Origin of the sequence: Streptomyces violascens (assembly GCF_014649955.1) — a bacterium.
GTDB classification, from domain to species: Bacteria; Actinomycetota; Actinomycetes; order Streptomycetales; family Streptomycetaceae; genus Streptomyces; species Streptomyces violascens.
This window is the reverse complement of record NZ_BMUA01000021.1, coordinates 46812-72992: the sequence shown is the minus strand read 5'-3', so window position 1 is coordinate 72992 and position 26181 is coordinate 46812. Positions and strand designations below refer to the sequence as shown.

Annotated in this window: 23 protein-coding genes and 2 pseudogenes; 9 read left to right on the top strand and 16 right to left on the bottom strand. The window is 69.9% G+C overall.

Annotated elements, in window-relative coordinates:
• Positions 1-19: 19 nt before the first annotated feature.
• Positions 20-1906, bottom strand: a complete 1887-nt coding sequence (locus IE206_RS30945) for an Ig domain-containing protein (RefSeq protein ID WP_189967956.1) — start codon at positions 1904-1906, stop codon at positions 20-22.
• A 1026-nt stretch (positions 1907-2932) separates the two neighbouring features.
• Here IE206_RS30945 and IE206_RS30940 point away from each other — a divergent pair.
• Genes IE206_RS30940 through IE206_RS30920 form a run of 5 tightly spaced genes read left to right on the top strand, consistent with a single transcriptional unit; the run spans position 2933 to position 6963 of the window.
• A complete protein-coding gene (locus IE206_RS30940) occupies positions 2933-3871 on the top strand; it encodes a metal ABC transporter solute-binding protein, Zn/Mn family (protein ID WP_226599137.1) in 939 nt (312 codons plus the stop codon).
• Between the two features lie 5 nt (positions 3872-3876).
• The gene (locus IE206_RS30935) at positions 3877-4782 is read left to right on the top strand and encodes a metal ABC transporter ATP-binding protein (RefSeq protein WP_189967946.1); all 906 of its coding nucleotides are present in this window, start codon (positions 3877-3879) and stop codon (positions 4780-4782) included.
• On the top strand, positions 4779-5711 hold the full coding sequence (locus IE206_RS30930; RefSeq protein ID WP_189967926.1) for a metal ABC transporter permease: 933 nt from the start codon (positions 4779-4781) through the stop codon (positions 5709-5711). The genes IE206_RS30935 and IE206_RS30930 overlap by 4 nt, the downstream gene beginning before the upstream one ends.
• Complete coding sequence (locus tag IE206_RS30925; RefSeq protein WP_189967924.1) at positions 5708-6550, top strand: metal ABC transporter permease; 843 nt, start codon at positions 5708-5710, stop codon at positions 6548-6550. Before IE206_RS30930 ends, IE206_RS30925 begins: the two co-directional genes overlap by 4 nt.
• A complete protein-coding gene (locus tag IE206_RS30920) occupies positions 6544-6963 on the top strand; it encodes a Fur family transcriptional regulator (RefSeq protein ID WP_189967922.1) in 420 nt (139 codons plus the stop codon). The genes IE206_RS30925 and IE206_RS30920 overlap by 7 nt, the downstream gene beginning before the upstream one ends.
• 792 nt (positions 6964-7755) lie before the next feature.
• Here the strand turns inward: IE206_RS30920 and IE206_RS30915 are convergent.
• The 7 genes from IE206_RS30915 to IE206_RS30885 form a co-directional block, all read right to left on the bottom strand.
• The gene (locus IE206_RS30915; protein ID WP_189967920.1) at positions 7756-8985 is read right to left on the bottom strand and encodes a beta-ketoacyl-[acyl-carrier-protein] synthase family protein; all 1230 of its coding nucleotides are present in this window, start codon (positions 8983-8985) and stop codon (positions 7756-7758) included.
• Positions 8985-9254, bottom strand: coding sequence for an acyl carrier protein (locus IE206_RS30910; protein ID WP_189967918.1), 270 nt, complete (start codon positions 9252-9254; stop codon positions 8985-8987). The genes IE206_RS30915 and IE206_RS30910 overlap by 1 nt, the downstream gene beginning before the upstream one ends.
• Positions 9251-10330: a beta-ketoacyl-ACP synthase III gene (locus IE206_RS30905; RefSeq protein ID WP_189967917.1), complete on the bottom strand. Its 1080-nt coding sequence runs from the start codon at positions 10328-10330 to the stop codon at positions 9251-9253. Before IE206_RS30905 ends, IE206_RS30910 begins: the two co-directional genes overlap by 4 nt.
• Positions 10331-10351: 21 nt before the next feature.
• On the bottom strand, positions 10352-11203 hold the full coding sequence (locus IE206_RS30900) for an SDR family NAD(P)-dependent oxidoreductase (protein ID WP_189967915.1): 852 nt from the start codon (positions 11201-11203) through the stop codon (positions 10352-10354).
• Positions 11178-12269, bottom strand: a complete 1092-nt coding sequence (locus tag IE206_RS30895; protein WP_189967913.1) for a 3-oxoacyl-ACP synthase III family protein — start codon at positions 12267-12269, stop codon at positions 11178-11180. Before IE206_RS30895 ends, IE206_RS30900 begins: the two co-directional genes overlap by 26 nt.
• Entirely contained in the window at positions 12266-13963 is a 1698-nt protein-coding gene (locus IE206_RS30890) for an acyl-CoA dehydrogenase (protein ID WP_189967910.1), read from the bottom strand. The genes IE206_RS30895 and IE206_RS30890 overlap by 4 nt, the downstream gene beginning before the upstream one ends.
• A 201-nt stretch (positions 13964-14164) precedes the next feature.
• Positions 14165-15100: an acyltransferase domain-containing protein gene (locus IE206_RS30885; protein ID WP_226599136.1), complete on the bottom strand. Its 936-nt coding sequence runs from the start codon at positions 15098-15100 to the stop codon at positions 14165-14167.
• Between the two features lie 498 nt (positions 15101-15598).
• Here IE206_RS30885 and IE206_RS30880 point away from each other — a divergent pair, with 498 nt between their 5' ends.
• Complete coding sequence (locus tag IE206_RS30880) at positions 15599-16999, top strand: tetratricopeptide repeat protein (protein ID WP_506005483.1); 1401 nt, start codon at positions 15599-15601, stop codon at positions 16997-16999.
• A gap of 49 nt (positions 17000-17048) precedes the next feature.
• On the opposite strand, the gene IE206_RS30875 is transcribed toward IE206_RS30880, so the two are convergent.
• Positions 17049-17699 (bottom strand): hypothetical protein, encoded by a 651-nt coding sequence (locus IE206_RS30875; RefSeq protein WP_189967904.1) that lies wholly within the window; start codon positions 17697-17699, stop codon positions 17049-17051.
• Between the two features lie 789 nt (positions 17700-18488).
• Between IE206_RS30875 and IE206_RS30870 the strand changes: the two genes are divergently transcribed.
• A complete protein-coding gene (locus tag IE206_RS30870) occupies positions 18489-18686 on the top strand; it encodes a hypothetical protein (RefSeq protein ID WP_189967902.1) in 198 nt (65 codons plus the stop codon).
• 322 nt (positions 18687-19008) lie between these two features.
• Here the strand turns inward: IE206_RS30870 and IE206_RS30865 are convergent, their stop codons facing one another.
• The 6 genes and pseudogenes from IE206_RS30865 to IE206_RS30850 all read right to left on the bottom strand — a co-directional run bounded on the left by IE206_RS30865 (position 19009) and on the right by IE206_RS30850 (position 21744).
• Positions 19009-19335, bottom strand: a complete 327-nt coding sequence (locus IE206_RS30865) for a hypothetical protein (RefSeq protein WP_189967900.1) — start codon at positions 19333-19335, stop codon at positions 19009-19011.
• Between the two features lie 118 nt (positions 19336-19453).
• Complete coding sequence (locus tag IE206_RS30860; RefSeq protein ID WP_189967898.1) at positions 19454-19861, bottom strand: hypothetical protein; 408 nt, start codon at positions 19859-19861, stop codon at positions 19454-19456.
• Between the two features lie 352 nt (positions 19862-20213).
• A pseudogene (locus tag IE206_RS43465) lies at positions 20214-20336 on the bottom strand (IS630 family transposase); the annotation flags it as partial.
• Positions 20294-20464: pseudogene (locus IE206_RS42725) on the bottom strand (IS5/IS1182 family transposase); the annotation flags it as partial. The pseudogenes IE206_RS43465 and IE206_RS42725, both read right to left, overlap by 43 nt.
• Positions 20465-20799: 335 nt before the next feature.
• On the bottom strand, positions 20800-21342 hold the full coding sequence (locus IE206_RS30855; protein WP_189967896.1) for a hypothetical protein: 543 nt from the start codon (positions 21340-21342) through the stop codon (positions 20800-20802).
• A 213-nt stretch (positions 21343-21555) separates the two neighbouring features.
• Complete coding sequence (locus IE206_RS30850) at positions 21556-21744, bottom strand: hypothetical protein (protein ID WP_189967894.1); 189 nt, start codon at positions 21742-21744, stop codon at positions 21556-21558.
• 528 nt (positions 21745-22272) lie between these two features.
• On the opposite strand from IE206_RS30850, the gene IE206_RS30845 reads away from it, so the two are divergent.
• Together IE206_RS30845 and IE206_RS30840 are read left to right on the top strand one after the other, a co-directional pair.
• Positions 22273-24081 carry an alpha/beta fold hydrolase gene (locus tag IE206_RS30845; RefSeq protein WP_226599135.1) on the top strand — a complete coding sequence of 603 codons (1809 nt, stop codon included), beginning with the start codon at positions 22273-22275 and terminating at the stop codon, positions 24079-24081.
• Between the two features lie 12 nt (positions 24082-24093).
• The gene (locus tag IE206_RS30840) at positions 24094-25710 is read left to right on the top strand and encodes an alpha/beta fold hydrolase (protein ID WP_189967892.1); all 1617 of its coding nucleotides are present in this window, start codon (positions 24094-24096) and stop codon (positions 25708-25710) included.
• Between the two features lie 27 nt (positions 25711-25737).
• On the opposite strand, the gene IE206_RS30835 is transcribed toward IE206_RS30840, so the two are convergent.
• On the bottom strand, positions 25738-25887 hold the full coding sequence (locus IE206_RS30835) for a DUF8686 domain-containing protein (RefSeq protein WP_226599134.1): 150 nt from the start codon (positions 25885-25887) through the stop codon (positions 25738-25740).
• Positions 25888-26181: the final 294 nt, after the last annotated feature.

Sequence of the window (26181 nt, the reverse complement as noted above, 5' to 3'; positions counted from 1 at the left end):
CCCCCGCGGTCGTGACGCGTCAGGAGACGGTCACGTCGTCGTAGTAGGTGTAGGTGGCGTCACCGGCGTAGTTGTCGTCCTTGCTGGTGAGGGTGAGCGTGTAGCTGTGGCCCGCGGTCAGGGACCCGGAAGCCTGCTTCCAGCCCGCGCCCTGGGTGCAGGTCTTGGCGAGCACGGTGGTGGTCGTACCCGTGGTGTTGTCCTTGAGGGTCGCCGTCGCCCAGTCGTACGTCACGGTGTCGGGGCAGGTGACGTTGTACGAGAAGGAGACCTTGGAAGTGCCGCTGGGCGCCGTGAAGGTCTGGGCGATCGAGGACGTGTTGGTGGGGTCTGCCGAGCCGATCATCGCTCCGTAGCTGCCGCTGTGAGCTGCCGCGCTGCTGGCCGTGGCGCTGCCGCTGGCGGTCCAGCCGGACAGGCTGCCGGTCTCGAAGCCGCCGTTGGTGACGCCCCCGGTGCCGGCGGCGGAGACGGTCCAGCCGAACGACGTGCTGCCCGAGGCGCCGGTGGAGTCCTTGGCCGTCACGCTCACCGACGAGGTGCCGACGGTGGTGACCGTGCCGCTGATCAGTCCGGTGGAGGAGTCGATCGACAGGCCGGCGGGCAGGCCGGTGGCCGAGTAGGTCAGGGTCTGTCCGCTCGCCGAGTCGGAGGCGCTGACCTTCAGCGAAACGGCGGTGTTGACCGTGGTGTTCTGGGCGCCCGGGTTGGTGACCGTCACGGTGTTGCCGGTCGATCCGCCGCCGACGATCGGGTGCGAGATGGCGCAGGCGTTGGTGTCGTTGGACCAGCTGGCCTGCTCGGCGAAGGTGCCGGTGCCCATGGTGACGTTGGCCGCTCCACCCGCGGTTCCGGGGGTGAGCCAGGCGCACTCGTCGGAGTTCTCCTGGCCGTCGTAGGAACTGCCGGTGTGGTTGGTCCAGCCGCCGGCCGGGTTCTGGTCCGACATCATCTCGTGCCACTCGTGGCCGAGCGTCATGGTCCAGCCGTCGAGGGTTCCGGGCGAGTTGACGAAGCCGACGCCACAGCCGGAGCCCGAGTCGATGTTGTACGGCTGGTTGCTGAACGCAACGTCGCCGTAGGGCGAGTTCACCGCGCCGCCGGTCAGGGTGCTGTCACCGTTGTAGTCGTGCCAGGCGCAGTACTGGCCCTGGTAGCTGTCCGGGTTGGTGCCGTGCGGCGACAGGATCACGTAGTAGGCGTCGCGGTTCGACGCGGCCGTGGTGTTGCCGAAGTGGGCGGCGGCGTTGACGGCCTCCTGGCCGAGCTGGTGCCCGGAGGCGGCGCTGGGCGACGCGGCCGCGTTGTCGTACCACACGCCGGACAGGACGCCGCCGCTCTGGTACGGGACGAAGTTGGCGTTCGAGGGGCAACTTGTCGCACCCGCCGCCACGTTGGGGCCGTCGCACCACTGGGTGAGGTCGGCGGACCACAGCTCGTTGCCCGTGCCGATGCCCTTGAACATCTGCTGGGCGGCGCCGGCGGCTCCGGCCGAGTCGCCCGAGAACTTGGCGTTCCCGTTGCCGTCCGTGCTCTGCGTTCCCCACTGGGTTCCGTAGAAGACCAGGTAGACCTTCGAGTGTCCGCTCTGGACACCGATGCCGTCGATGCCGCCGCCGTAGGACAGCGTCTCGGGGCCGGTTGCCACGTTGGGTGAGGCGTGAGTGGCCTGCCAGGACTTCATCTTGGCGTTCTGCTGCGCGGTCGGCACGACGCCGTGCCGGTAGTTGTGCTGGTAGGCGGGGCTGTACGGGTTGGTGACCGCGTGGCCCTTCGCCGAGTCCGGGACGGGGGCGGCGTTCGCCTGGGGTGCGACGACGGCGACCATGGCGCCGGTGACGAGCGACAGGGACGCGAGGCCGGTCAGGGCTCTTCGTGCCGTGCCGCGTATGTAGGGGGTACCCATGTGTAGGGGGATCCTCTCTCCAACAGATCGCGTGGCGCCGGTCGGCGGGCGATCTGTTACTTGATTGCGGGCAGCGAGGCGCAACGGCGGAGCGGTGTTCCAGTGGTCGTACGGGACGCCGGTGGCGCACTGCTGGGCGGGAGAGGGGATGCGTGCTCGGCACTGAACACCGGTGCAGGGGAGGCCTGTTGAGGCGCCCCAGACCGATGTGTAGACGTGGCGCGAATCCTCCCGACCTGCTCCGGCGGGAAGGCGGAACCAACCGTGGTCTGTTGACACGGCATGTGGCGTTGGTGCGGTGTGAGGCGGGTGGTGCGCCGATCGCTGGCCGGAAGCCAAGCAGGGGTGACGTGTCACGGTCAATTGATCGGCAGGGGCTTTCCCCTCTCTTGAAAGACATCGATGCCAACTTGACCGCGCCGGGGAGGAATCTCTACCGGTCCATGGGTGGCCGCCCGCGGCATGGGGCGGAGGGGCTCGGTGATCGCGCGATCCATCGCTCGAAATGCCGGAGGCCGGTTCGGGTCGGGGGCGGGCGCATGGCTGGGAAGCGGGACGGTGGCATGGATCAGGGGGGCGATTCGCCGCCATGCGGGTTACGTCGAGGCGGCAGCCATGCCTGCACGTGCAGTTGAAGGCTTGTCGGCGCCCCTGTGCCCCCACTTCGTTGCCGCGCCCAGCCCGAGCGGCCGGTAGTCGGGTTCCTGGCCGCCGTCGCGTCCTCCTTCGCGCGGCGCAGGCGAAGGCCATCGCCCAGGAGGCGGCCGAGGCGCCACTTGGTGGTGGGCTTCCTTCCCTATTTGGCAGGGCGGGGGGCGGGGTATCGTCAAGTGTTGGTAATGGTTTTCATTTGTAACACCTGGCGCCGTGGTCGCGACAATCATTTCCATCTAGCGTGTCGGGTGTCCCGTTCTGCCGGGTCCTGCCCGTCCGCAGGGCCCGGCCGGTTCGTCGAGGAGAACTCCCGCCATGCGCACTGCCATATGCTGCCGAACCCGACCCCGAACTCAAGTCCGTACTGCTGCCGTGAGTCTGGCCGTTGTCGTGGCGCTCGCCGGACTGAGTGCCTGCTCCACTGCCTCCGGCTCGTCGGGGGCGGACAAGACGACGAAGTCCGCCGGTGCGGACAGCGGCAAGGGAGGGGTGAAGCTCCGTGTGGTGGCAGCGGAGAACTTCTGGGGCAGCATCGCCCAGCAACTCGGCGGCGACCACGCGGACGTGAAGAGCGTCATCGACAATCCCGACGCAGATCCGCACGACTACGAGCCGACCGCCGCCGACGGGCGGACCGTGGCCTCCGCGCAGTACACGATCGTCAACGGCATCGGCTACGACGCCTGGGCGGACAAGCTGCTGTCCGCCAACCCCGGCAGCGGCCGGACCGACCTGAAGGTCGGCGACCTGGTCGGCCTCAAGCCCGGTGGCAATCCACACCGTTGGTACTCGCCCGACGACGTCCACAAGGTGGTCGAGAAGATCACCAGCGACTACAAGAAGCTCGATCCGGCCGACGCCACCTACTTCGACGCACAGCAGAAGAGGTACGAGGGACAGGCCCTCGCCCCGTACAACAAGCTCGTCGCCGACATCAAGGCGAAGTACGCGAACACTCCGATCGGGGCCTCGGAGTCGATCGTCACTCCGCTCGCCGAGGGGCTGGGCCTGAAGATGCTGACCCCCGAGTCGTTCCTCGACGCGATCAGCGAGGGCAGCGATCCGACCGCCAAGGACAAGTCGGCGATCGACCAGCAGATCAAGGACAAGCAGATCAAGGTGTACGTCTACAACAGCCAGAACTCGACGCCGGATGTGGCCGCCCAGGTCAAGGAGGCCAAGGCGCAGGGCATCCCGGTCGCCACCGTCACCGAGACGCTCACCCCGGCGGGGGCCTCCTTCCAGGACTGGCAGGTGCGCCAGCTGACGGGCATCGAGCAGGCGCTGGCCCAGGCGACGGGCAAGAAGTGAGTGCGGTGGAGCCCGTCGGACGGGTGAGTGACGTGGCGCGGCACCGGGTGCCGGCGCAGGCCGGACCCGCCGAGCCGCCCGGAGCCGCCCCGGCAGTGGTGTCCCTGCGCGGTGCCGGGGTGCGGATCGGCGGCCGGGAACTGTGGTCCGGGGTCGATCTGGACGTCGGGGCAGGGGAGTTCACGGCCGTTCTCGGCCCGAACGGAGTCGGCAAGTCGACCCTGGTGAAGGTGCTGCTCGGCCTGGTGCCGTCCGCGGTCGGTGAGGTGCGGGTGCTGGGTCAGGCTCCGGGCCGGGCCGGGCCGCGGGTCGGCTACCTGCCGCAGCGCCGGAGTTTCGATGCCAGTCTGCGGATCCGGGGCATCGACATCGTGCGGCTCGGCATGGACGGCGACCGCTGGGGTGTGCCGCTGCCGGTGCCGACCCGGTTCAGCGCCCGGCGCCGGGCCGAGTACGACCGGATCGCCCAGGTGATCGAACTGGTCGGTGCCACGGCGTACGCGAACCGTCCGATAGGGGAGTGCTCCGGTGGCGAGCAGCAGCGGTTGCTGATAGCCCAAGCTCTCGTGCGCAGGCCGGAGTTGCTGCTCCTTGACGAGCCTCTGGACAGTCTCGACCTGTCCCATCAGGGAGCGGTGGCGGCATTGATCGGGCGGATCTGCCGGCAGGAGCGGGTGAGTGTGGTGATGGTCGCCCACGACGTGAACCCGATACTGCCCTGGCTGGACCGGGTCGTGTACATCGCCGAGGGCGGCGCCGTCGCGGGCCGCCCCGAGGAAGTGATCACCACGCAGACGCTGTCGCGGCTGTACGGGGCGCCGGTGGAGGTGCTGCGGACCAGCGACGGGCGTCTGGTGGTGGTCGGTCAGCCCGAGGCGCCCGCCCTCCACGCGGATCGGCACGTGTCATGAACTGGGCCGAGGCGAACGCCGGTTGGTCGTGGAATCCGGCGGCCGACATTCAGCAGATCTGGGCGTTCCCGTTCATGGTCAACGCCTTCAGGGCCGGTACCGTCGTCGCCGTCCTGGCCGCCGTGATCGGCTGGTACATGGTGCTGCGCAAGCAGAGCTTCGCCGGGCACACGCTGTCGGTCATCAGCTTCCCGGGAGCAGCCTGCGCGACCCTGCTCGGCGTCAGCGCGGGCCTCGGCTACTTCGCGTTCTGCGTCGGCGGCGCGCTGGTGATAGCCGCGATTCCACGCTCCGGCCAGGGCGGCCGGAGCCAGGAGTCGGCACTCACCGGCACCGTGCAGGCGTTCCTCCTCGCCTGCGGCTTCCTCTTTGTAGCCCTGTACAAGGGCTTCCTGGGCGGGGTCAACGCCCTTCTCTTCGGCAGCTTCCTCGGGATCACGACCACACAGGTCATCACCCTCGCCGTGGTGGCAGCCCTCGCGCTCGGCATCCTCGCGCTCATCGGCCGTCCGCTGCTGTTCGCATCCATCGACGGGGACGTGGCCGCGGCGCGCCGGGTGCCGGTACGGGCCCTGTCCGTGGTGTTCCTGGTGCTGCTCGGCGCGGCCACCGCCGAGGCCAGCCAGATCACCGGCACGCTCCTGGTGTTCGCCCTGCTGGTCATGCCCGCCGCAGCCGCCCAACAGATCACCGCCCGCCCCGCATTGAGCCTCGTCGCTGCGGTACTGATCGCGGTGCTGGTGACCTGGTGCGCCCTGGTCACCGCCTACTACTCGCCGTACCCGATCGGCTTCTACGTGACCACCTTCGCCTTCGGCGTCTACGCCCTGGCCAGGACGGGCCGCGCGCTGGCCGCCATCCGCCCTGACGTTTCAGAGGAACCCGCGAACACGCCGGTCGGGCACGCGCCGCTCGGAGGTACCCCATGAGCGCCTTCTCGCATCCCTTCTTCCTCCACGCCCTGCTCGCGGGCACCGGCATCGCGTTCGCGGCCGGACTGGTGGGGTACTTCCTGGTCCTGCGCGCCCAGGTCTTCACCGGCGACGCACTCAGCCACGTCGCCTTCACCGGAGCCCTTGCGGGCCTGGCACTCGGCTATGACCTGCGCCTCGGACTGTTCGCCGCGACTCTCGCCTTCGCGATACTGATGGGCCTTGTGGGGAAGCGGGGGAGGGCGGACGACGTGGCCATCGGCAGCGTCTTCTCCTGGATCCTGGGCCTCGGCGCCTTCTTCCTCACCCTGTACGCAACCCACGGCGCGGCCGACGGCACAGCCGGGGTGGGCGTCCTCTTCGGCTCGATCTTCGGCCTCTCGGCCGGGCAGGCATGGCTGGCGGCGGCAGTTGCCGTGGGCATCGGCCTGGCTGTACTCGCCGTGACCCGACCACTCCTGTTCGCCTCGGTCGACGAGGCCGTGGCCGCCGCCCGCCGCGTCCCCGTACGCATCCTGGGTATCGTCTTTTTGGTCCTGGCCGGCGCCTGCGCGGCCGAGGCCACCCAGGCGGTCGGCTCACTCCTGCTGCTCGGCCTGCTCGCCGCGCCCGCCGGCACCGCCCAACGCCTCACCGACCGCCCCTACCGCGCCCTCGCCCTGTCGGCGGGCCTCGCCGTCACGGAGATGTGGGCGGGGCTCGCCCTCAGCTATGCGGCACCCCAACTGCCGCCCAGCTTCAGCATCCTGGCGGTCGCCACCGCCGCGTACGCCGTGACCCTCGGCGTCGTACGCAACCGTCCCCGCACCCGACTCCGGCCGGTGCAGGCATGGTGACCAGCCCGGCCGACGACGTGACCCTGATCGGCCGCCGGACCGCCCAACGCGCCACTGTCCTCGCCGCGTTGATCCAGGCAGGAGGATTCGTCGGCGCCCGCGCCCTGCACGCCTCTCTGCAGAGGGACGGCTCACACATCGGCCTGAGCACCGTCTACCGCACGCTGGGCGCCCTAGCCGACGCGGGCCGCGCCGATGTCGTACGCGACCGGGGCGGCGAACGTCTCTACCGGCACCGCCCGTCGGCCGAACACCGGCACTACCTGCTGTGCCGCGCCTGCGGCATGAGCATGCCGATCGACTCCGCCGCCGTGGAAACCTGGGCGGAACACATCGCCCGCTCCTCAGGGTTCGCGGAAGTCGAGCACACCGTCGAACTCACCGGCCTGTGCCCGGACTGCCGACCGCACTGACCATCGCGACCGGGCTCTTGCCGCGGTGGGCCGGGGCCATTTCCGGGGTGCGGCCGGCGGCACGGAGTTGCCGGGCGAGGGGAGGCGGCCGCTGCGGTCTCGGGGATCGAGCGCGCGCAGCGCCTTGGCCACCTCGGCGGCGAGCCGGGTTCGTTCGCCGTGGGCGGCACCGCCCGGGGAATCCCGGGCGGCCTCGGCTGAAGCTCGCGCCGCCAGTCCGCGGGCTGTCAACGACACTGAGCAGGAAGGAAAGGAGCAGGCAGAGTCCCATCATCGCGAACGCAGTGATCTGCGCGGCTCGAACGCTGGCCGGCATCGTCAGGGGCGCGACAGGAGCAGGCGGGCAAGCGGGTGTGTACGGGGGTGGCGGGGGCGGAAATCCGGTCGACATACCGGAACCAGAGTCACCTCACGGTCCCGCTACGGCCGGGTTCGTTCCTGGAGGCTGTGTCGTTCCCCGCGATGGACCGTTCACACTGAACTCGGCCTACGCTGCCCTGACGACCTCGTGCACGGCCGGCCGTGGCTCGTTGCGCGAGTAGCGCGTTGAACTGAGCATGGTGGGGGCCGGGGCACGTGGGTTGATGGTGGCGGAGTACCGGGTCACCGGATTGTCGCCAGCGGTGCTCGCGGACGCCGACTACCAGGGGATGGGCGCGCAGACCGCCGGACGGGCGGTGACTCCGCCCCATCGCACGTTCAAGAAGAACGCTCCCGTGCCACGGCCAACCGGGCACGAGGTCGTCAGTCAAAACGATCTTTCAGACACGCTCGCCGGGGTGGGCCATGTGGTCAGGGCACGGAGGCGAAGGCGAGGACGGTGTTGTGGCCGCCGAAGCCGAGGGAGTGGCTGAGGGCCAGCCGCAGGTTCTGGTGGCGGGCATGGCCCGTGACGAGGTCGAGGCCGTCGGCCGCCTCGTCGGGCTCCGTGAAGTTGGCGACGGGCGGAACCGCCTGCTGTTCGAGGGACATGACGGTGAGCGCCGCCTCGATGGCGCCAGCCGCTCCCATGGTGTGGCCGAGCACTCCTTTGGCCGAGGTGATCGACGGCTCGCGGGACTGGAACAGAGTACGGATGACAGCAGCTTCCGTACGGTCGTTGAGGAGTGTGCTCGTGCCGTGGGCGTTGATGTGGTCGACGTCGCCGAGGGCTGCGTCGGCGGCGCGCAGCGTCTGGAGGACGGCGCTGCGCAGCCCGCGCCCTTCGGGATGTGGGGTGGTGGCGTGGTGGGCGTCGCTGGTGGTGGCGTGACCGACGACGTGGGCTCTGGGGCATACCTGACGGGCCGTGGCGTGGGGCGTGCGTTCCAGGACGATCACGGCTGAGCCTTCGCCGAGAACGAATCCGTCACGGTGCCGGTCGAAGGGGCGCGAGGCGCGTTCCGGGTCGTGGGTGCGCCGGGACAGGGCGCCCATTTTGGCGAAGGCGGCGGCGCAGAAGGGGGTCGTCATGACGTCGCAGCCCGCGGCGAGTGCGATGTCGCACAGACCGGCGTCGAGGAGGAGGCAGGCGGTGATGACGGCGCTGGCTCCGGAGGCGCAGGCGGTGGAGGTCTGGAGGGCGGGTCCGGTGATGCCGAGTACGAGGGTGAGGTGGCCGGCGGCCATGTTCGGGAGGTAGCCGGTGAGGGTGAGCGGGGACAGGTTCCGGGGGCCGTGGTCGAGGAATTTGCGGTACTGGGTTTCGAGGGTGGAGATGCCTCCGGCGGCCGAGCCGACGACCAGGGCGACACGGGAGGGATCCCACTCTGCGGGATCGAGGTGGGCCGAGCGCAGGGCTTCAGCGGCGGCGGCGAGCAGGAGCTGCGTGGACCGGTCGTAGCGCCACGGTTGGCGGATGCCGGGCACCGAGTCGGCGTCGAAGCCGGGGACTCGGCAGGAGAAGTCGACGGGGAGACCTTCGAGTTGGGGGTCGGTGCGTGCGGTGGAACACCCGCCGCACACCGCCTTCCAGGTGGCGGCGGTCCCGATGCCACCTGGTGTCACCAGTCCGATTCCGGTGACGGCGATGGGGCACGCCATCAGACGGCCCCGCGTCCCGACGCCGGCTGGTTCTGCCCGCTGAGCAGGGCCGTGACGGTTCGGGTGATTTCTTCGACGGTGCGGTCGGGGGTGGCGTCGTTGTCGTCCAGGGGTACGCCCCAGTGCTCTTGGAGCGTGACGTAGAGCTCCACAGTGGCCAGCGAGTCCAGTTCGAGGTCGGCGAGGGTGGCGGCGGGGGTGGCCAGGTCTGCGGGCACGTCGAACTTGGTGGTGAGGAGGGTGGTGAGGTGGGTCAGGACGGCGTTCATCGCCGACTCCTTTCGAGGTTGGGGGTGGCGGCGGCCGTGAGGTGGGCTTTCGCCGGGGCGGTGCGGGGCGTGACGGCCGGCCAGGTGAGGGCGATGGAAGCCCAGGTGAGGCCGCCGCCGAAGGCTGTGAGGACGGTCCGGTCGCCGGGGCTGAGGACCTGTTGGGTTGCTGGGTCCGCGAGCACCAGGGGAATGGAGGCCGCGGCGGTGTTGCCGAGGCGCCCGATGTTGCCGAAGCGGTGGGCCGGCGGCACGCCGAGGCGGTCGGCGACGGAGTCGAGGATGCGCTGGTTGGCCTGGTGTCCGATGAAGGCGCACTTGGTGTGGGTGGCCCATCCCGCGGTCGTGAGGACCTGCTGGGTGGAGCGCGTCATGTGCCGTACGGCGTGTGCGTAGACCTCCCGACCGCGCATGTGGAAGTAGTGGCTGTCGGGCCCGGGCGGGGGCTGCTGGTGCGGGTGGCGGGAGCCGCCTGCGGGGATGTTGATCAGGTGGTGGTTGTCGCCGTCGGATCCGAGGTCGGCGGCCAGGATCGCGCCCGGTGTGTCTGCGGCACCGCCGCTCAGGACGACGGCCCCGGCGCCGTCACCGAACAACCCTGCGGTCTCCCGGTCGTGTGGGTTGATGATGGTGGAGTAGGTGTCAGCACCAATGACCAGGCAGCTCCTGCACAGTCCGCCGCGGATCGAGGCGGTGGCGGTGGCCAGGGCGTACAGGAATCCGGAGCAGACGGCGGCGAGGTCGAAGGCGGGGACCTGGTCCAGCCCCAGGCGGTGGGCGACCCATGGGGCGGTCGCCGGGCAGGGGTGGTCGGGGGTGGAAGTGGCCAGGATGACCAGGTCTACCCGAGGGTTTCCGGCCGACGCGAGGGCAGCGGATCCGGCCCCGGTGGCGAGGTCGCCGGTGGTCTGGCCGGGTGCGACGCGGCGGCGTTTGTCGATGCCGGTGCGGGTGCGGATCCAGTCGTCGCTGGTGGCCAGCGCGCCGGCGGCGATGATGTCGTCGTTGCTGAGGATGTGGTCGGGAAGGCAGGAGCCGATGCCGGTGATCACTGCGGTGGAGTCGTCGAAGCGCACGGGTGCCTCCGATGGGAGGGGTCAGGCGGCGAAGGGGGACGGCGGTTTGGGGATGCCTGCCAGCCCTCCGTCGGCGACGGCGAGTCCGCCGTCCAGGACGAGGGCGTGGCCGGTGACGAAGGCTGAGCCGGGACCGGCGAGGAAGAGCGCCGCGTGGGCGACTTCTTCGGGCTCCGCCCAGCGGCCGAGCGGGACGTGAGCCATCAGCCAGTCGGAGAGCGGGCCGGTGGTCGCGGCGAACTCGGTCATGTCGGTGCGCGTCCAGCCGGGGCACAGGGCGTTGACGCGGATCCCCTGGCGGGCCCAGCCGACGGCGAGGCTGCGGGCCAGCGAGATCTGAGCGGCCTTGGAGGCTGCGTAGGCCTCCATCATGGGGGTACCGACCAGGCCGGCCACGGAGGACATGAGGATCAGGCTGGCCCGCTCGGAGTCGGCCAGGTATCGGTGTGCGGCCCTGCACAGGGCGGCGGTGGCGTTGAGGTTCAGGGCGATGACGTGGTCCCAGTGGGCCTGTTCGGACGCCTGGAGGGGTGTGACGACCGGGGATCCGTCGTCCGCGGTAGGCAGGGTACCGGCGTTGTGCACAACGATGTCGAGTCCGCTGAGGAAAGCGGCGGACTGGTCGACGACGGTGCCGGGCGCGCCGGGCCGGGTGAGGTCGGCGGGGATGGCAACTGCCTTGCGGCCGCGTTCCTCGACCATGTGGACGGTATCTCGCAGGGCGTCCACCTGACGTGCTGAGAGGGCCAAGTCGCAGCCCGCGTCGGCGAGAGCCAGGGCGGTGGCCCTGCCGATGCCGCGGGAGGCCCCGGTGACCAGGGCACGTGCCCCGTCGAGGCGGAAGTGGTCAAGGGCGCTGGGTGAGGTGGTCATACCGGGGCCTTTCTCGTTCGGGCAGGTTGCTCCTGGTGGGGGCGATACGGACGGCGGGAGCACCGCTCCAGGTGAGCAGGGCGCTGCCCCAGGTCATGCCGGCGCCGAAGACCGTGATCAGGACGCGGTCCTTGGGGCGGAGAGCGTGGCGGCCCGCAGCCGCGGTCAAGGCATAGGGGGCGCTGGCCGCGCCGATGTTGCCGACCTCGTCCCCGACGATGACGAGGGTGGGGATGTCGATGCCCAGTTGCCGCCCCAACCGGTGCAGCAGGACCGGGTTGGGCTGGTGGGCGACGAGGCAGTCGATGTCGCTCACGGACAGGCGGTTGCGGGCGAGGGACTCGTGCACCAGACGCGGGAAGGTCGCACTGATGAAGTGGCTGACGGAACGTCCGTCCATGTGGATGCAGTGGCCCTTGTCGGCCAGGGTGGTGGCGTCGGCGGGGAGCCGACTACCGCCGGCGGGGATGAGGACTTGGTCGGCGAGGGTGCCGTCGGAGCCGAAGTCGAAGTCCTGGAATCCTTCGTCGGGGCCGACCGGACCGAGGATGGCGGCTGCGGCTCCGTCGGCGAAGAGCACCGAGGTGGCCCGGTCCTCGGGGTCGAGGAACTTCGAGTAGACCTCGACCCCTACAACTGCGGCGTAGCGGGGTGTATGGTCCGCGCGCAGCCAGTCGTGGGCGACCTTGATGGCGAACAGCCATCCGGAGCAGGCCGCGCTGACGTCGAGGGCCACCGCGTGCTCGGCCTTGAGGAGGGCCTGTACGCGGCAGGCGGTGGCGGGGCCCAGCTCGTCGGGGGTGGAGGTCGCGCAGATCAGCAGGCTGATGTCGGCCGCGTCGATGCCGGCGGCGGTGGCGGCCGCCCGTACGGCACTGGCCGCGAGGTCGGAGGCGGCCTCGTCGGGCGCGGCAACGTGCCGTGCGCGTACTCCGGTGCGTTCTCGAATCCAATCTGCCGTCACCCCGGTCCGGCGGGCGACCTCCTCGTTGGAGCGGATGTCCTGGGGCAGGTAACTGCCCATGCCCCGGATGCCGATGGGGCTGTGGGACAGGGAGCGGTTCATGAAGGGGCACCGTTCTTCCAGTTCAGGTTCTGGGCGAGGGCTTCGATGTAGTTTTCGGCTCCCAAAGGGGCGCGGACGATGTCGGAGGGGAGCGCGAAGGCGTCCTCCAGTTGCGGAAGGTGGGGCAGGATCGCGTCGCAGAGCCGGTCGGTGAGGTGGGGCAGCTCGTCCAGGTCGGTGGGGACCAGGGTCCCCGCGGCGAGCAGGGACCCGGCTTGCCTGCGGGCGGCCAGGACGCCGTGCAGCGCGGCGAGCGGCTCCAAGACGGCCAGGGTTTCGGCGTCGGTGACCGTGGTGAGGGAGCGGATGACGTCGTCGGCCGCGAGGCGGGCGGCATAGGCGGTGCCGAGTTCGGCGGCCTCGTCCAGCAGTGGGTTCCACACCTCGAAGCTGTCCCTGGCGTGCGGGCCGGCCGTGGCCAGCGCGTCGCGTCGCGTCCTGAGGCGGTGCGAGAGCCGGTGGGTGTGGCGGCTCAGCACGGCCGGCCACCACTGCGGGTCTGGTGCGGGTGGCAAGGGGCCGGTGTCCGCCGAAGGCAGGGCCTCGTCGGCGAGGGCGCGGCCGACGTCGTAGTAGATCAACTGGTTGTCGCCGCCGGCCGGGTCGAAGGCTTGGAGGAAGCCTCGGTAGGCGGCGAGACGGTTGGTGTCGAGCAGGCCCGCGAATCCGCAGTGGCGCTGACAGAGGTCGATGACGCGGGCTGCTTCGCGGATGCTGTGGGCCTTGTAGGCGGACAGCGGCCGGTTCACCGCCGACCAGGGGGCGAAGGCCATCGTGTCGCCGCCGTCGGCCGGGCCGCTGTCCGCGGCGCCGATCAGAGAGCCGGACCAGAGCCCGAGAGCCCGGGAGGCGGCGCAGGTCAGGGCGAACGCGTCGGCCATCGCGCCCAGGACCGCGTGTTGTTGACTGCGGTAGCGCAGGAGCGGTGTGCCGGGCGCGAGCCGGCCTTGGGTGCGGCGCCCCCTGGCGTAGCGGACGGCCAGCACCCCGGCTTGTCGTGCGAGGGCGGCGGCCGCAGCCGGGAGGGTGCCCCACAGCCCCTGGCCCACGCACAGGGTGCGCTGCAGACGCCGGTCGGGAGAGCCGAGGGGGTCGTGAAACAGGCCGTTCGGGCCGAGGGTGGCGTCGTCGCACAGCCAGTGCTCCCAGGGCAGCCGTACTCCGTCGAAGCGGATCAGGGTGTAGTCCAGGGGCAGGGCGCCGAGTTCCACCGGGGCGGTCATCTTCACCCCGGGCAGCGGACCGGAACCGTCGGTGAGGTCCACCACGAACGGGAAGACACCGCAGTCCTCCTCTGCCACGATCAGGCGGGCCAGGACGACTCCGACGCGCGGGATGCCGTGAGCGGCCGTGCCCGAGAACTTGGCCGCCTCCGCATCCGGAGTGGTCAGGACGAAATCACGGGTCTCCGGTTCGAACACGGCCCGGGTGCGGACGGCCAGATGGCTGTTGGACCTGCCGACCTCGGTGATCAGATACGAGCACTTGGCGCGCGCCGACTCCAGCGTTTCGAACTTCTTCTCCAGCGGGGCGTGGTCGGGGGCCAGGTGGGTCATGGACCCCAAGCCCAGGAGCGTGTGGTTGATGAGCGTCATGCACAGGGCCGGCTCGGCCGCGGCGGTCCAGGCGATGAGCGCGGCGAGCTGCTCCGGGGCCCGGAGCATGCGGCGGGCGGCGGGCAGACTCTCGGACAACCGTTGCAGACGGTGCGTCAGATGAGCGTCCCTGTCGTACGGAGTGGGGCCGTCCGGCGCCGGGTCGTGACTCAGGGCATGGTGGAGGGCGTCGAGGAACGGTGGCGGACACGTCCCGTGCACCAGCGTGTTCAACGGGGAGGGGCAGGGCAAGGGGCTGGTGGGCATGGGGGGTCTCCGGGGCTCGGGCGGGGAGGGGCGTCACCACGAGAAGAAGCCGAGGTCGGCCAGCGGCGCGTGGACCGTGGCGGGCCGTCCGGCCAGGATGCGGCGGGCGTTTTGGCTCAGGGCGCTTCCGGTGCCGGCCTCGTAGAGCCGGAGGGCCTGGCCGGGCAAGAGGTGGGCGGCGGCCAGGGTGACGGCATCCGGAACGTGGGCAGGCAGCACCAGACAGTCGGCGAGCCGCGCGGCCAAGTCCTCGCCGGGTACGTAGCAGCGGCGGGCGACGGCGGACACCACCATGCACCTCGTGGGCCGTGCTGGATGACGGCGGACCGCTTGGGTGAACTCTTCCGACTGGCGGCGCAGGGCGGGGTGGTGGGAGGAGAAGGGCAGCCGGAGCCGCACCGCTTCGACCCCGCGCCCCGCGGCAGCCTTCTCGACCCGTTGCAGTTGGTTGACGGGACCGCTGACGACGGTTTCCCGATCGTCATTGACACAGGCCACGGCGGTGTCCTGGGCGGCAGCGCGCGACAGCAGGGAACAGGCCGCACGGTCGCCGCACCCCAGGAGAGTCAGACCGCCGGGGCAGGTGCCGATCAGGATCCTCCCCAGCTCCCAGGCAATCTCCGCGCCCTCGGCCGGCTCGAACGCGCCCGCGGCGGTCAGTGCGGCGATCTCCCCGAAGCTGACGCCGACCACCGCATCCGGCGTCCCGAAGCGCTCGCACAGCGCCCGGTGCACGGCCAAGGACGCCCCGAACTGGGCGAGTTGCATCACGCCCGGCGGCGCCTTCGCAAGGTCGCGGCCGCTGGGGGGCGTGGCGCCCAGGAGCCAGGGCGCCAGAAGCGGCAGCCCGTGGCGGGCCGAGACCTGGTCCACTTCCTCCAACACTTCGCGGGCGGCCCTGCGCAGCGGACCGCTCGCGCGCAGCAGCGGCGTCAGGCGGAAGTCCCCTTGCCCCGGGAAGAGATGCACGTGACGGGCGTCAGATGCAGCGTCCGAGCCCCCCTGTGTGGCGCACTGAGTCGCCTTCGTCTCCCCCAGAGGCGCGAACGGGGCAGCGAGTCCCGTCGGGTTCGGCGCGTACGTACCGTACTTCCTCCACCTCGACGGACCGCCGTCCCGATGGCGCGCGCTGTACACCACCGGAGTGCCGAACACCCGGGCCACCAGGCCGGCCACCGTACAGGGAAGGCCGGTGACGCTATCCACATCTTCCAGGCCACAACGGCCTTGAGCCGTGCGGACGTTCAATGTTTCGAAAAACTGCATGACATGGCCTTACTGTTGTAATGCCGCGGGGGCGCGGCGGAGGGAACTCGCATCGCACATGCGCCAGGGGCGGAATTCATCGCACGGGAGAAGCCCCTGCGCGCCCTGCCGCGACGCCGTTTCCGGCCTCACTCTGAAGAGTGCTCGACTGCACTCTCCAAGACGCAGTGCAGCGAGCGGCAAGATGTTGAACCGAAGCGAATGTTGAACTTCGGGAAGGGGGGCCACATGTCGCCATACACGAGACCCAGGCAGCCTCCCAATCAGCCACTGCGCCGGCTTCTCGCGGAAGCGGGTTGGACCGGGGCCCGTCTGGCCCGCGAGATCAACGCAGAGGGCGCACAGCAGGGTTGGCACCTGACTTATGACCGGACTGCGGTGGCTCACTGGCTCAAGGGCACCCGCCCTCGCTCGCCGGCTCCCGAACTCGCGGCCGAAGTCCTCACCCGAGCCCTGGGCAGACCCGTGAACGTGGTTGACATCGGGCTGAACCCCACACATGCCGCGCCCATCGATCAAGGCTCGGTTCCCTGGGGAGGTGACGTGGCGGCGATGCTGGAGCACCTGGACCAGCCGCCCGGCCAGGGCAGCGTCACCCGGAGCGGCGTCTACTCGCTCACGTCGCTGACCGTGCCGACGTGGCCGGCCCAAGGGACTTCTCTCAGCGCGTCGAAGCTCTCCGGGCGCGAGGTACCCGTCGGTCCCGAGCAGATCTCCGTCTGCCAGACCCTTCTGTCGGTGTTCTCACAGAATGACGCCGCCTTCGGCGCGGGCAGTGTGCTGGAACCCCTGCGCCGGTTCCTCGCCACCAGCGTGACCGATTGGCTGCGAGCTCCGGCCGAGCCACGCTTTCGCAGGGAACTGTGCACCGCCACTGCGCAGATGGCCTACCTCTGCGCATTCGCCCACTTCGACTCCAATCTGCACCCCCAGGCCCAGCAGTACTACCTCGCCTCCCTGTCCCTGGCTCACGAGGGGGGCGATCGGGCCGGGTACGCCGTGGGCCTGCGGGGGCTGAGCGTCCAGGCCCACGCCCTCGGTCACTTCCAGCACGCCGACCGCCTCGCCACCCAGGCGGTGCATCTCGGCATCCCGCACGCCTCCCCGCCCCAACAAGCTTTCCTCCTTGGTCAGTTGGCGGTGACGAGGGCAGTGGCAGGGGACTTGAGGGCATCGAACCATCACCTGTCGGCCGCCGAACAGCGACTGGAGTCGGCTCATTCGGCGTGGGCTCCGGTCGGGGCGTACCACCCCGCCTCCCTTGCGCTGCAGCACGCCACCGTCGCCAGGGGCTTGCACGATCACCAGCGGGCAGTCAGGGAACTGCAGTTGTCGCTACGGTACCGGCCCGAAGGGGAGAACCGCTCGCGCGCCATCACGCTGGCGCACCTGGCGGAGGCCCAACTCAGCCTCGGTCACCTGGATCTCGCCTGTCACACCTGGGCCGAATTCCTCGCCCTCTATCCGCAGATCGCCAGCGCGCGAGCCGATGATCTGCTCAAGTCGCAGGTGGCGAGCCTGCGGCCCCATCGCCGCAACCGCACGGCCGGGTCCCTCCTCGAACAGGCGCTCTACTTGAGGCAGCTGCGCTACAGAAGCTGAAGCGGCAGGCGCACGGCTGCCACCAGCATGTACGGAGGTCCACGCCCCTTCAGTCGGCCGACCGGCCAACCGCCCCGTTGTTCCCAGTGGCCACGGCACTCGCGACGCACTCGCCGCCCACCCGCGTGCGGGTGGTCCGCTCGACGGTGCTCAGCGGGCCAAGACCGGACAGGACCCGCAGCACCAACTCGCCCACCGCCGTGTGCGAGCCGGTGAGCGCGATCGTGGGCGCGTCGATGTGGTGGACGAACAGGTCATTGAGTCCACGGATGCGGTGGGCCGGGGTGCCGCAGCCGCTCGCGCGCACCGCCGCAGTGTGCGGCGTCTCAGCGTCCCCGGCCAGCAGCACCGTGTCGCTCTCCGCCAGCACCGACCGGGACGTGGCGAGAAGGTCGGTCATCGTGTAGCACCACCCGTCGGGGTGCTGCCCCCGCAAACGCGGAAACCGCGTGCGCAACACCCCGAGGATCCCGGCGATCTGGTCAGTGGCGCTGCCGGGGGCGACGACGAAAGCGAGCCGGTTCTGGTCCCGGACGCGCAGACAGGCGGCGTCCTGCGGGGAACGGACCGTTCGAACACCGCCGTCCTGGCCCACGGTCGGAGTGACGCAAGCGTCGGCGGGTGATACCGGCTCGCCCACCAGCAGGACCTCGTCGCCGCTGGCCAGGTAGGAGCGGACAGCCGCCGCAGCGCCCTTCACCGCATCGCAGCGGTTCCGCACCGGGCAGCCGCAGGCTCGCCACAGCGCATCCGGAACTCCGGGTTGAGCCGGAACTCCCGCTGTCACAGGAGAGGCCGGCCGAGGGGAGCCGGCTGTTGCCCGAGCCAGCGGACCGAGGAGCAGGACCCGCCGGGTGCGCAGGGCTGGGCGCCACCGAGTGATCTCCTCACGTGCCCAGGCCGCCGCTCGGCTGTCTGTGGGATGCGCGGCGATCGCGAGGCCGAGGTGGTGCTTCTCCGGGGCCTGATAGGACAAGGCGAAGAGCCGCCCCATGCCCGGAGCCCGAGACGTGGCAGGAAGACCAACATCCAGGTCCGCCGACCGGACCGCCACCCCGGCGCGTTCCGCGGCGGCGACCAGCATCGGATGCGCCGGACAGTCAATTCGGCCGCGCTCAGGGTGTGTCCACGAACGAGCGACGATCGCGACGCCGCTTCCCACTGGCACGTGGTCGAAACTCTCCAGCCGCACACTGCGGTTCATGGTCTCACTCTCATGGGTCCGGCACGGGGTCCGGCGGCCACCACCCGCAGGGAGGGCTCCTGCCGTAGACGGGACCATCATCAACTGTCCGGGCGCGTTCCCCAGTCATTCGAACGGCAACACGCCTGCCGACGCCCCTGACAACGCCAGACGGACCGCAGGTGACCTGACTGATCATCACGAGGCGCATCCATCCACTCGTTGAGCAGCGATTTCAGCGAGGCGGATCAGCGTGGCGCCGTGAGCGCGGCGGTGTGTTCCAGGCAGGCGCGAAAGCAGCCCTCGATGGAGGCTCCGCGTACACAGCCATTCGACGACCGGAAGCGCCGGCCGACCGTCACAGGATCCGACCACATCAGCTTCACCGACCTGCCCGTCCTCGCCTCCCAGTTGAACGTGCCCACCCCTGGTGCGACCATCTCCGGCGAGCGCGAGGCCGAGATCACCGCGCTTACGTCGCGGCTCTCCTCGACCTCCACGTGAGGAGCCTTTGGCGGGCGATGTCGAGCATGGCCTGGTGCACGCCGTCGCCCTTGAGGCGACGGTCCCGGATCTTTTCAAGGCACGGCCGACCTTCTGGGTCCGGAGCGGGCTGGGACAGTCACGGGAATGATCTCGTCCGGCCACGGTCCCGGCTTGCGCTGCGTATCGGCTTGGAGAACCTGGGCTGCGGTGACCGCGGCGGCGCAGGTCGGCGGAGCGGCCGCCGCAGGGCTGGAGGCCGGCGTGGGGGTGGAGACGGGCTCCGTCGGTGCCGTTCGGGAGGAGGGAGCAATGTGCTGCCCCCTCCTTCCCCTCCTTCCTGTCAGATGTGTTCGGCGGGGTTGGCCGGGAGGAAGAAGTTCCAGCTGCCCGGACCGTGGTGCTGGCCATCGGGGGAGTTTCTGGAGGCACACGCGCCGTTGGTGGGCGCGCCGTTCCACCAGAGGCTGAAGCAGTAGTTGCAGAAGCGCCAGTTGTCCTGGTAGGCCGTCACGCGGTCGGGAATGGGAAGACCTGCTGCGGCCCGCGCCTGGTTGTGCGAGGCGGCGGCGCGGGCGGCGGGGGTACCCAGTAGTGCCGCACCGGCGACAAGGGTCGCTCCTCCTGCCGCCTTCATGACCTTGCGACGGGTCTGCTGCTGATCAGTCATGTACTCACTCCTTTCGGGTTGGAGCCGACGTTGTTCTGATCCCAACCGGGCCAGGAATAGCGAATGTTGAGGATTGACGGGGCCCTGTGTGCACTCGATGCATCAAGACCCTGTCGCGCTAACCGACGTAGTGGAGGCAGATGGAGAGCGGGGCACCCCAGCCGGTGTGGACCCGGACCTGGATCGCGCTGTTCAGTACCGTGACGCCTTCGGCGTAGACGTGGGCGTCGCCGGCGCCTTCTGCGTACATTTGGCCCTCGGAGGCGGAGACCGCGACGGGCTGTGAGGGGGTGACCGGGGCGCCGTACCAAGTCAGGAGTTGTTCATCGTTCACCCCGGACCAGCAGTTGGTCTGCGCCAGTGGCGTGGTGCTGATGGATCTTTTGCTGACCAGGGTGGGCTGCGTGGGCTGTCTGACGGTGGGTGGCTGTGCTGCGCCTGCCGATGACGACTGGGTGACAAGTCCACCGCCGACCACGAGCCCGAAGCCCGTCAGCAGCATCACGAGCCGATATCGGTTCTTCATGATCCTCCCTCGCTGAGCACTGAGACGTGTGCGTGAGTGGATGCGTGCATCAGGGTCCTGCCGGCGAGGCCGCACGGGAAGGCATTTGTCGGCCGTGACACGTGTGCTCTTTCTGGACAGGCGCAACCCCGCAAGACCGTCCAGCAAGTACGGACCGTCCCTCCGCCCCCGGCCAGGTGACAGCATTAACCGGCGCCTGCCCCACCCGTCACCGCGACATTCCCTGCCCCGCACCAACTGACCAAGCCCTACGAATACCTCGCGTCACCAGCCGGGGTGTCCGGACATGGGCACTCCGCCAGATCAGGGGCACCCCGGACTCGGCCGCGTGCGGGGCAGGCTCCAGCTGGAAGCGGATGTGGGGCAGCAGGTGCAGATGAGTCTCGTCAGCGGCCCACACCACCGTTCCGGCCGACAGCAGCCGCAGCCGTTGGGTAATCGTCGCCACCACAGCGGCCTGGGCCGGATCGCCGCGAACACCGCTTCATCAGGCGTGTTCGCCGTTCTGCCATACTGCGGCCGCACTCGTTCCTGCGGAATCAACGGCCTGGAGATCCCCCACAAGCCATCGGGAACAATCCAACTCAACTCACCTCGCCCTATGTTGAGTCAACATCTGCCTCACCACATAGGACACGGTCGAACTGCATGAGGTGTCTTCTACGCGATAGCCGTAGGAGGTTGGGGTGCAGGCAGGGGACGGGGCAGGCTGGGCTGTTTCTGTTGTAGAAGTACCGGCGGGTCTGTCGATCAGGTGGTGATCCCGGGGTGCCCTATGAGCATCCCCGGCACCCCTCCCGCGGTGCGAGGGGGCAGGCGGGAGTACAACTGATGCCGCCCCGGGCGGGCTTGGTACTGGTACGAGTCGGTGATCAAGAGACCTGTAATCGAATGCTGGCGCTGCCTCCGATTACCGTGGGTATCTGTCAGGGGCGGCCTCAGGTGGCACTTTGTACTGCGGTGTCGGGGTCGATGCCTCGGTGCCGCAGACGTGCACGGACCCTCTCCCACCGCTCGGCGGGCAACTGCCAACTGATCGCCGATCCGGTGTCGCTTGCGGAGAAGGAGACTCCTGATCTCGTCGGCCCCCAGATCTCCGCGGAGATGGTGTGCGGCACCAGGGTGATGAACCATTCGCGTTGCCGTTCGTCCGTCAGGTCCAGGACGACGGCGGTTTCCCCTTCCCGAGCTCCCGTCGCGCTGGCTATGGCGGTGAGAGCGGCCCGGGCATCCGAAGGCCAGGGGAGGTCGGAGATGAGATCAATGTCCGTCGAAGCCGCGTCAGGTGTCACCTCCCGGATCACCTCTTCCACCACTGTCCGCACTGTTTCGGGTGTGGTGCCTTCCAGAAGCAAGAGGACAAGCGGGCGTGGCCTCTGGCCATCGCGGCTTCCAAAGGGCTGCGCGAATCTGGAGAGTGCGCGCGTGAGCGAGCGTTTGGCGGACATCGGGCTGTTGTCTCCTCCGGTGAGGTTCTGCACGGATCGTTTCATCGGTTGTGGCTGCCGGGCGCGTAGTTTTTCCAGGGGCTCCGGCTTCGGTGCGATGCGGGTGGTGCTCTTGTCGTGGTAGCTGAGTGCTTGGGCGATGACGGGGGCCGGTGCCTGGAGGACGAGCTGGCGGATGGCGGAGGTGCGGCCTTTCTCGACAGCGATGCCGAGTTCGCGAAGTGCGTCGCACAGGGTGGGCGGGGTTCATGGGCTGGCTCGCCCGGCGGCCGGGGATGAGCCAGGGCGAGTTCTGGTGATGGCGGGGGTGTTGGCGGGCAGGGTCTGGAGGCAGTCGAGCAGGAGGTCGGCGACCGGCTCGGGCACCGGGGTGGGCAGGTCGCCGAGCCGGGGTGCGACGTGCGAGCCGTCGCGGAGGACATCGTCGGCCGTCATGCGACGATCCGGCTGACTGGCTGGGCGGACAGCGGGACCAGACAGGCGGCGCCCTGAACTCTCAGCGAGGTGGTGCCGTCGGCGAGGACCCGTTACAGGGCAGTGACGCGTTTTGGTGGTGCTGGCCCATTGGGCGGGGGTTGGTGGTCGAGTGGTTCGCGCACGTCTGGTGGACTCAGGACCAGCCACCGCCGGCGGCTGAAGGGCGGCTGACCAGCCGGACCGCACCGCGCCGTCCTCCTTGACACTGGCTGACCACGGGTCCGGGCCGGCCGCTCGCTGTGAACCGCGCGGCCGGGAGCGAATCGTCGAGACACCCCAGAAGCGGGCGGGGGAACTGGCGCTCCTGTGCGAGGAGCTGGTGGACGAGGAGCGGCGAAGGTTACCAGCTGCCCAGGTCTGGGGCGTGGCACAGTTCGCCCCCGCGGGATCGCGGCGTCGGCCCGTTCTTCGGCGGGGAGCCGATCCGCCGCCGGCCCGGTCGGCTTCGCTGTCACGACCGGTCCTTTCTGCCGCCAGGTGCCGGGGATGCTGAAGGGCAGGAAGTTGTCGCTTTTGGTGATGACCCGGCGCCGGGCCGGCCACGACTGCCAGCCGCAGCCGGCGTTCTGGTTGCCGTTGCCGTTGCCGTTGCCGTTGCCGTTGCCGTTGCCGTTGCCGTTGCCGTTGTCGTCGACGGGACCTGCGTATGCGCGCCTGCGTGGCACCCGGTACCGTCGAGAAGGTGCGTTCCACCCCACCAGCTGCGGCTTTGGCCGGGGGCAGCCGCTGATTTCGGCAGAGGAACGAGAACACATGGCCAAGCACACCCTGAACGCGGCGGCTGCGGCGGTCACCCTGGTCTGCCTGGCAGCGCTCGGCGGCGCGACACCGAGCAGTGCCGCGTCACCACGCGTCCCCAGTCCGACCGCTTCGTCGCGGTTCATACCCGGTTCCTGTCCGAAGCCGCCCAAGCCGATCGAGGCGCTGAGCGGTGCGAAGTGCGGTTCGCTGGAGGTCCCCGAGAACCGCGCCCGCCCCGGCGGCCGGACCATCATGCTGCCTGTGGCGGTCATTCCCGCCACGGTGCCAAAGGCCGGCGAGGACCCCGTGGTGTTCATGGCGGGCGGCCCCGGAGCCGACACGTTCGACGACATTCCGTTCCTGGTCGCCTCCGGCCTGAACAAGAACCGCGCAATGATCATCATGGCCCAGCGCGGAAACCTCTACGCGCAGCCAAACCTCGCCTGCCCGGAGATCGACCGGTACAACGCGCAGGCGGTGGGCCTCCGCTACGACGCAAAGGCGTCGGAACGGCCCCTGCTGGACGCGGTGAAGAAGTGCCGCGACCGCCTCGCGGCCGAGGGAATCGACCTGGGCGCGTACAACACCACTGAGAACGCCGCGGACTTCGCCGACCTGCGTACTGCACTGGGCCTCAAGCAGTGGAACGTCTACGGCTACTCCTACGGCACCAACCTCGCCCTCACGTACTTGCGCGAGCACCCCCAGGGCATTCGCGCGGTGGCGATCGACTCGATCACACCGCCGAAGGAAACCATCCTGCCGGTGACCTGGAGGAGCGCCCGGCAGGGGATCGACGGCATCCTCGACGTGTGCGCGGCCGAGCCCCGGTGCAAGAGCCGCTACCCGGACCTTCCCCGCACGCTGAACGAGCAGGTGCGCAGGCTGGAGGCGAATCCGCTGGTGCTCAAAGCCAAGCCGCCGCACGGGGGAGACCCGGTGAAGGTCGACATCGACGGGGGCGCACTGCTAAACCTGCTGGTCGCCAACGCCGTCAAGCCTGCCGACCTTCCGGCGGCGCTCGACGAGCTCAGCCGGGGCCGTCCGGAGCGTGTGGCGCAGGCCCGCGCGGCCGATTCGGTACAGAACGTCGGCATGACCGCTCACGGCCTGTCGGAGTCGGTGGCGTGCAGCGAGTGGGTGCCGGGTTCTTCGCCGTCCGACCTGCTGAACGCGGGGCGCAAGGCTTTCCCCGGATGGCCCGACACGGTCCTGGCCCAGGCACCGCAACTTCCGTTCCAGTACGACGTGTGCCGCATCTGGAACGTTCCGGACCGCACCGCCGCACAGCGGGTGGCCACCACCAGCGCGGTACCGGCGCTCGTCATCCACGGCACGTTCGACACGAAGACCGGGGCGAGCCTGTCCGAGGACGCGGCTCGTACGCTGTCTCGCTCGACCTCCGTGGTGATCCCAGGAATCGGGCACTGGGTGGTCCCGCAGTCGCCCTGCGCGCAGCAGATCCTGGCCTCGTTCTTCTCGCGCCCGACCGCGCCCGACACCGGCTGCGCGGCCGGCGTGACACCGAAAGCGTTCACGATCGTCCCGAAGTGACTGGGAGGACAGATGGCTCTCAACCACGCGACGCGTCGTCACGGCATCGGGCGACGGCTCCACGCCAGGTCGGCCGCGGTGGCCACCGGGGTCCTCATCACGGGCCTGCTCGCGACGCCCTCCCACGCGCAGCACGGTACCGACGCGAGCAGCGGGCCCAGCACCGGAGCGGCGACCGGCACGGTCGCCCGGACGGTGGGCGACGCCCGCTTCGAGCCCGGTCCCTGCCCGAAGACGCCGGAACCGATTGCCGTGCTCAAGGGAGCGCGCTGCGGAACACTCGCCGTACCCGAGAACCGTGCCAAGCCCGACAGCCGAAGGATCAAGCTCGGTGTCGCGATCGTGGCAGCCGCGGCCGAGAAACCGAAACCCGACCCGATCGTGTGGCTCGCCGGCGGACCCGGCGACGACGCGGTCGGCGAGGCGAAGATGGCGATCGACGGCGGCCTGAACCGCGACCGCGACGTGATCTTCATGTCCCAGCGCGGGACGTACTCGGCCGATCCGGCGCTCACCTGCCCCAACGTCGACGAGTTCAACGCGCGCGTGATCGGCCTCGTCTACGACGCGCCGTCCACCGGGCGCGCGCACGTCGATGCGACGCGGGTCTGCCGTGACAAGCTGGCGGGCACCGGGGCCGACCTCAGCGCCTACAACGACACCGAGAGCGCCGCCGACTACGCGGACCTGCGCACCGCGCTGGGCCTCAAGGAGTGGAACCTCTTCGGCATCTCCTACGGAACCCACCTGGCGCTCACGTACATGCGCCTGCACCCGGAAGGACTCCGGTCGGTCGGGATCGACGGCATCCTGCCGCCCTCCAAGGCAGGCTCGGCCACGGCCTGGAGCAGCTTCCGGGAGGGTGCCGACAGTCTGTTCAAGGCCTGCGCGGAGCGGCCGGTGTGCAACCGCCGCTATCCCAACCTGAAGGCCACCTTCGAACGCCTGGTCCGTGACCTCGAAGCCAAACCGGTCACCACCACCGTCACGGTCCAGGGCCAACCGAAGCCGGTGAAGGTCGTGCTGGACGGCGGAGCCTTGGTGACCTGGATGGCCACCGCCACCCACGCCGCACCTGGGGTACCCCGCTCCCTCGACGACCTGGCCCACGGCAAACCGCAGCGGATCGCCCAGCAGTGGGCGGGCTGGAGGCTCGCCCCCCAGGCCATCGGGAGTGCCTCCCACGGTCTCGCCTACGGCGTCTTCTGCAGTGAGTGGACGCCGTACGAGACCGAGGCCCAAGCGCTCAAGGGCGGGGAGGACACCTACCCGTCGTTCCCGCGCTCGGTACTGGCCCAGGCTCCGCAGCTCACCTTCCTCCGCCCGGACTGCGAGGCCTGGAACGTCCCCGCTGCACCTCGCTCGATCCGTGACGTCACGCGCAGCGACATCCCCACGCTCGCCCTGTCGGGCGGCTGGGACGCCCAGACCGGCGCGGACAACGGGCCGTACGTCGCCCGCACGCTGAGCCGCGCAACCGTCGTCACGGTCCCCTACGAGCCCCACGTGGTGTTCGCGACGTCGAAGTGCGGACAAGAGATCACCATCTCGTTCTTCGACACTCCGACAGCGCCGAACACCGGCTGCCTCAAGGGCCTCGAACCACCCGCATTCGAGACCGGGCCCTGAATGCCGTGAACCCCGTGCTGGAAGACGTCACGCCGTGTGGATGTCGTCCAGGTGGAGGGCGGCGCTGACACGGGTGACGACCACGGCGATCAGGCAGAGAGCGATGAGGGTCTCGGCCCGCAGAAAGGCGATCCAGTCCATCGCGCAGCCGATCGGGGGCGTCCAAGGGGAGGCCACGACGCAGGGGTTGAACGGCAGGGTTCACCTGCTGGTAGTGGCCCCGGTAGCCCTTGGCAGATCTCCTGGTGAAGGATGAAAGCGTTGTGCTCGCCCTCGTCCCAGCGCCTGCGCAGGTGGCCGAGATACGGGTCGAGCGGTGAAGGCCTGCGTGGGTAGCGGCGCCGGATGCTCTCCCGCCCGGTGGCGGCGTGGGCGTACTCGCGCAGGGTGCGTCGGTTCAGTCCGAGCTCGCGGCCGATGGCGTGGTAGCTGCGGCCGGAGGCGGTGTCGGTCACCGCGTGCACCGCTTCG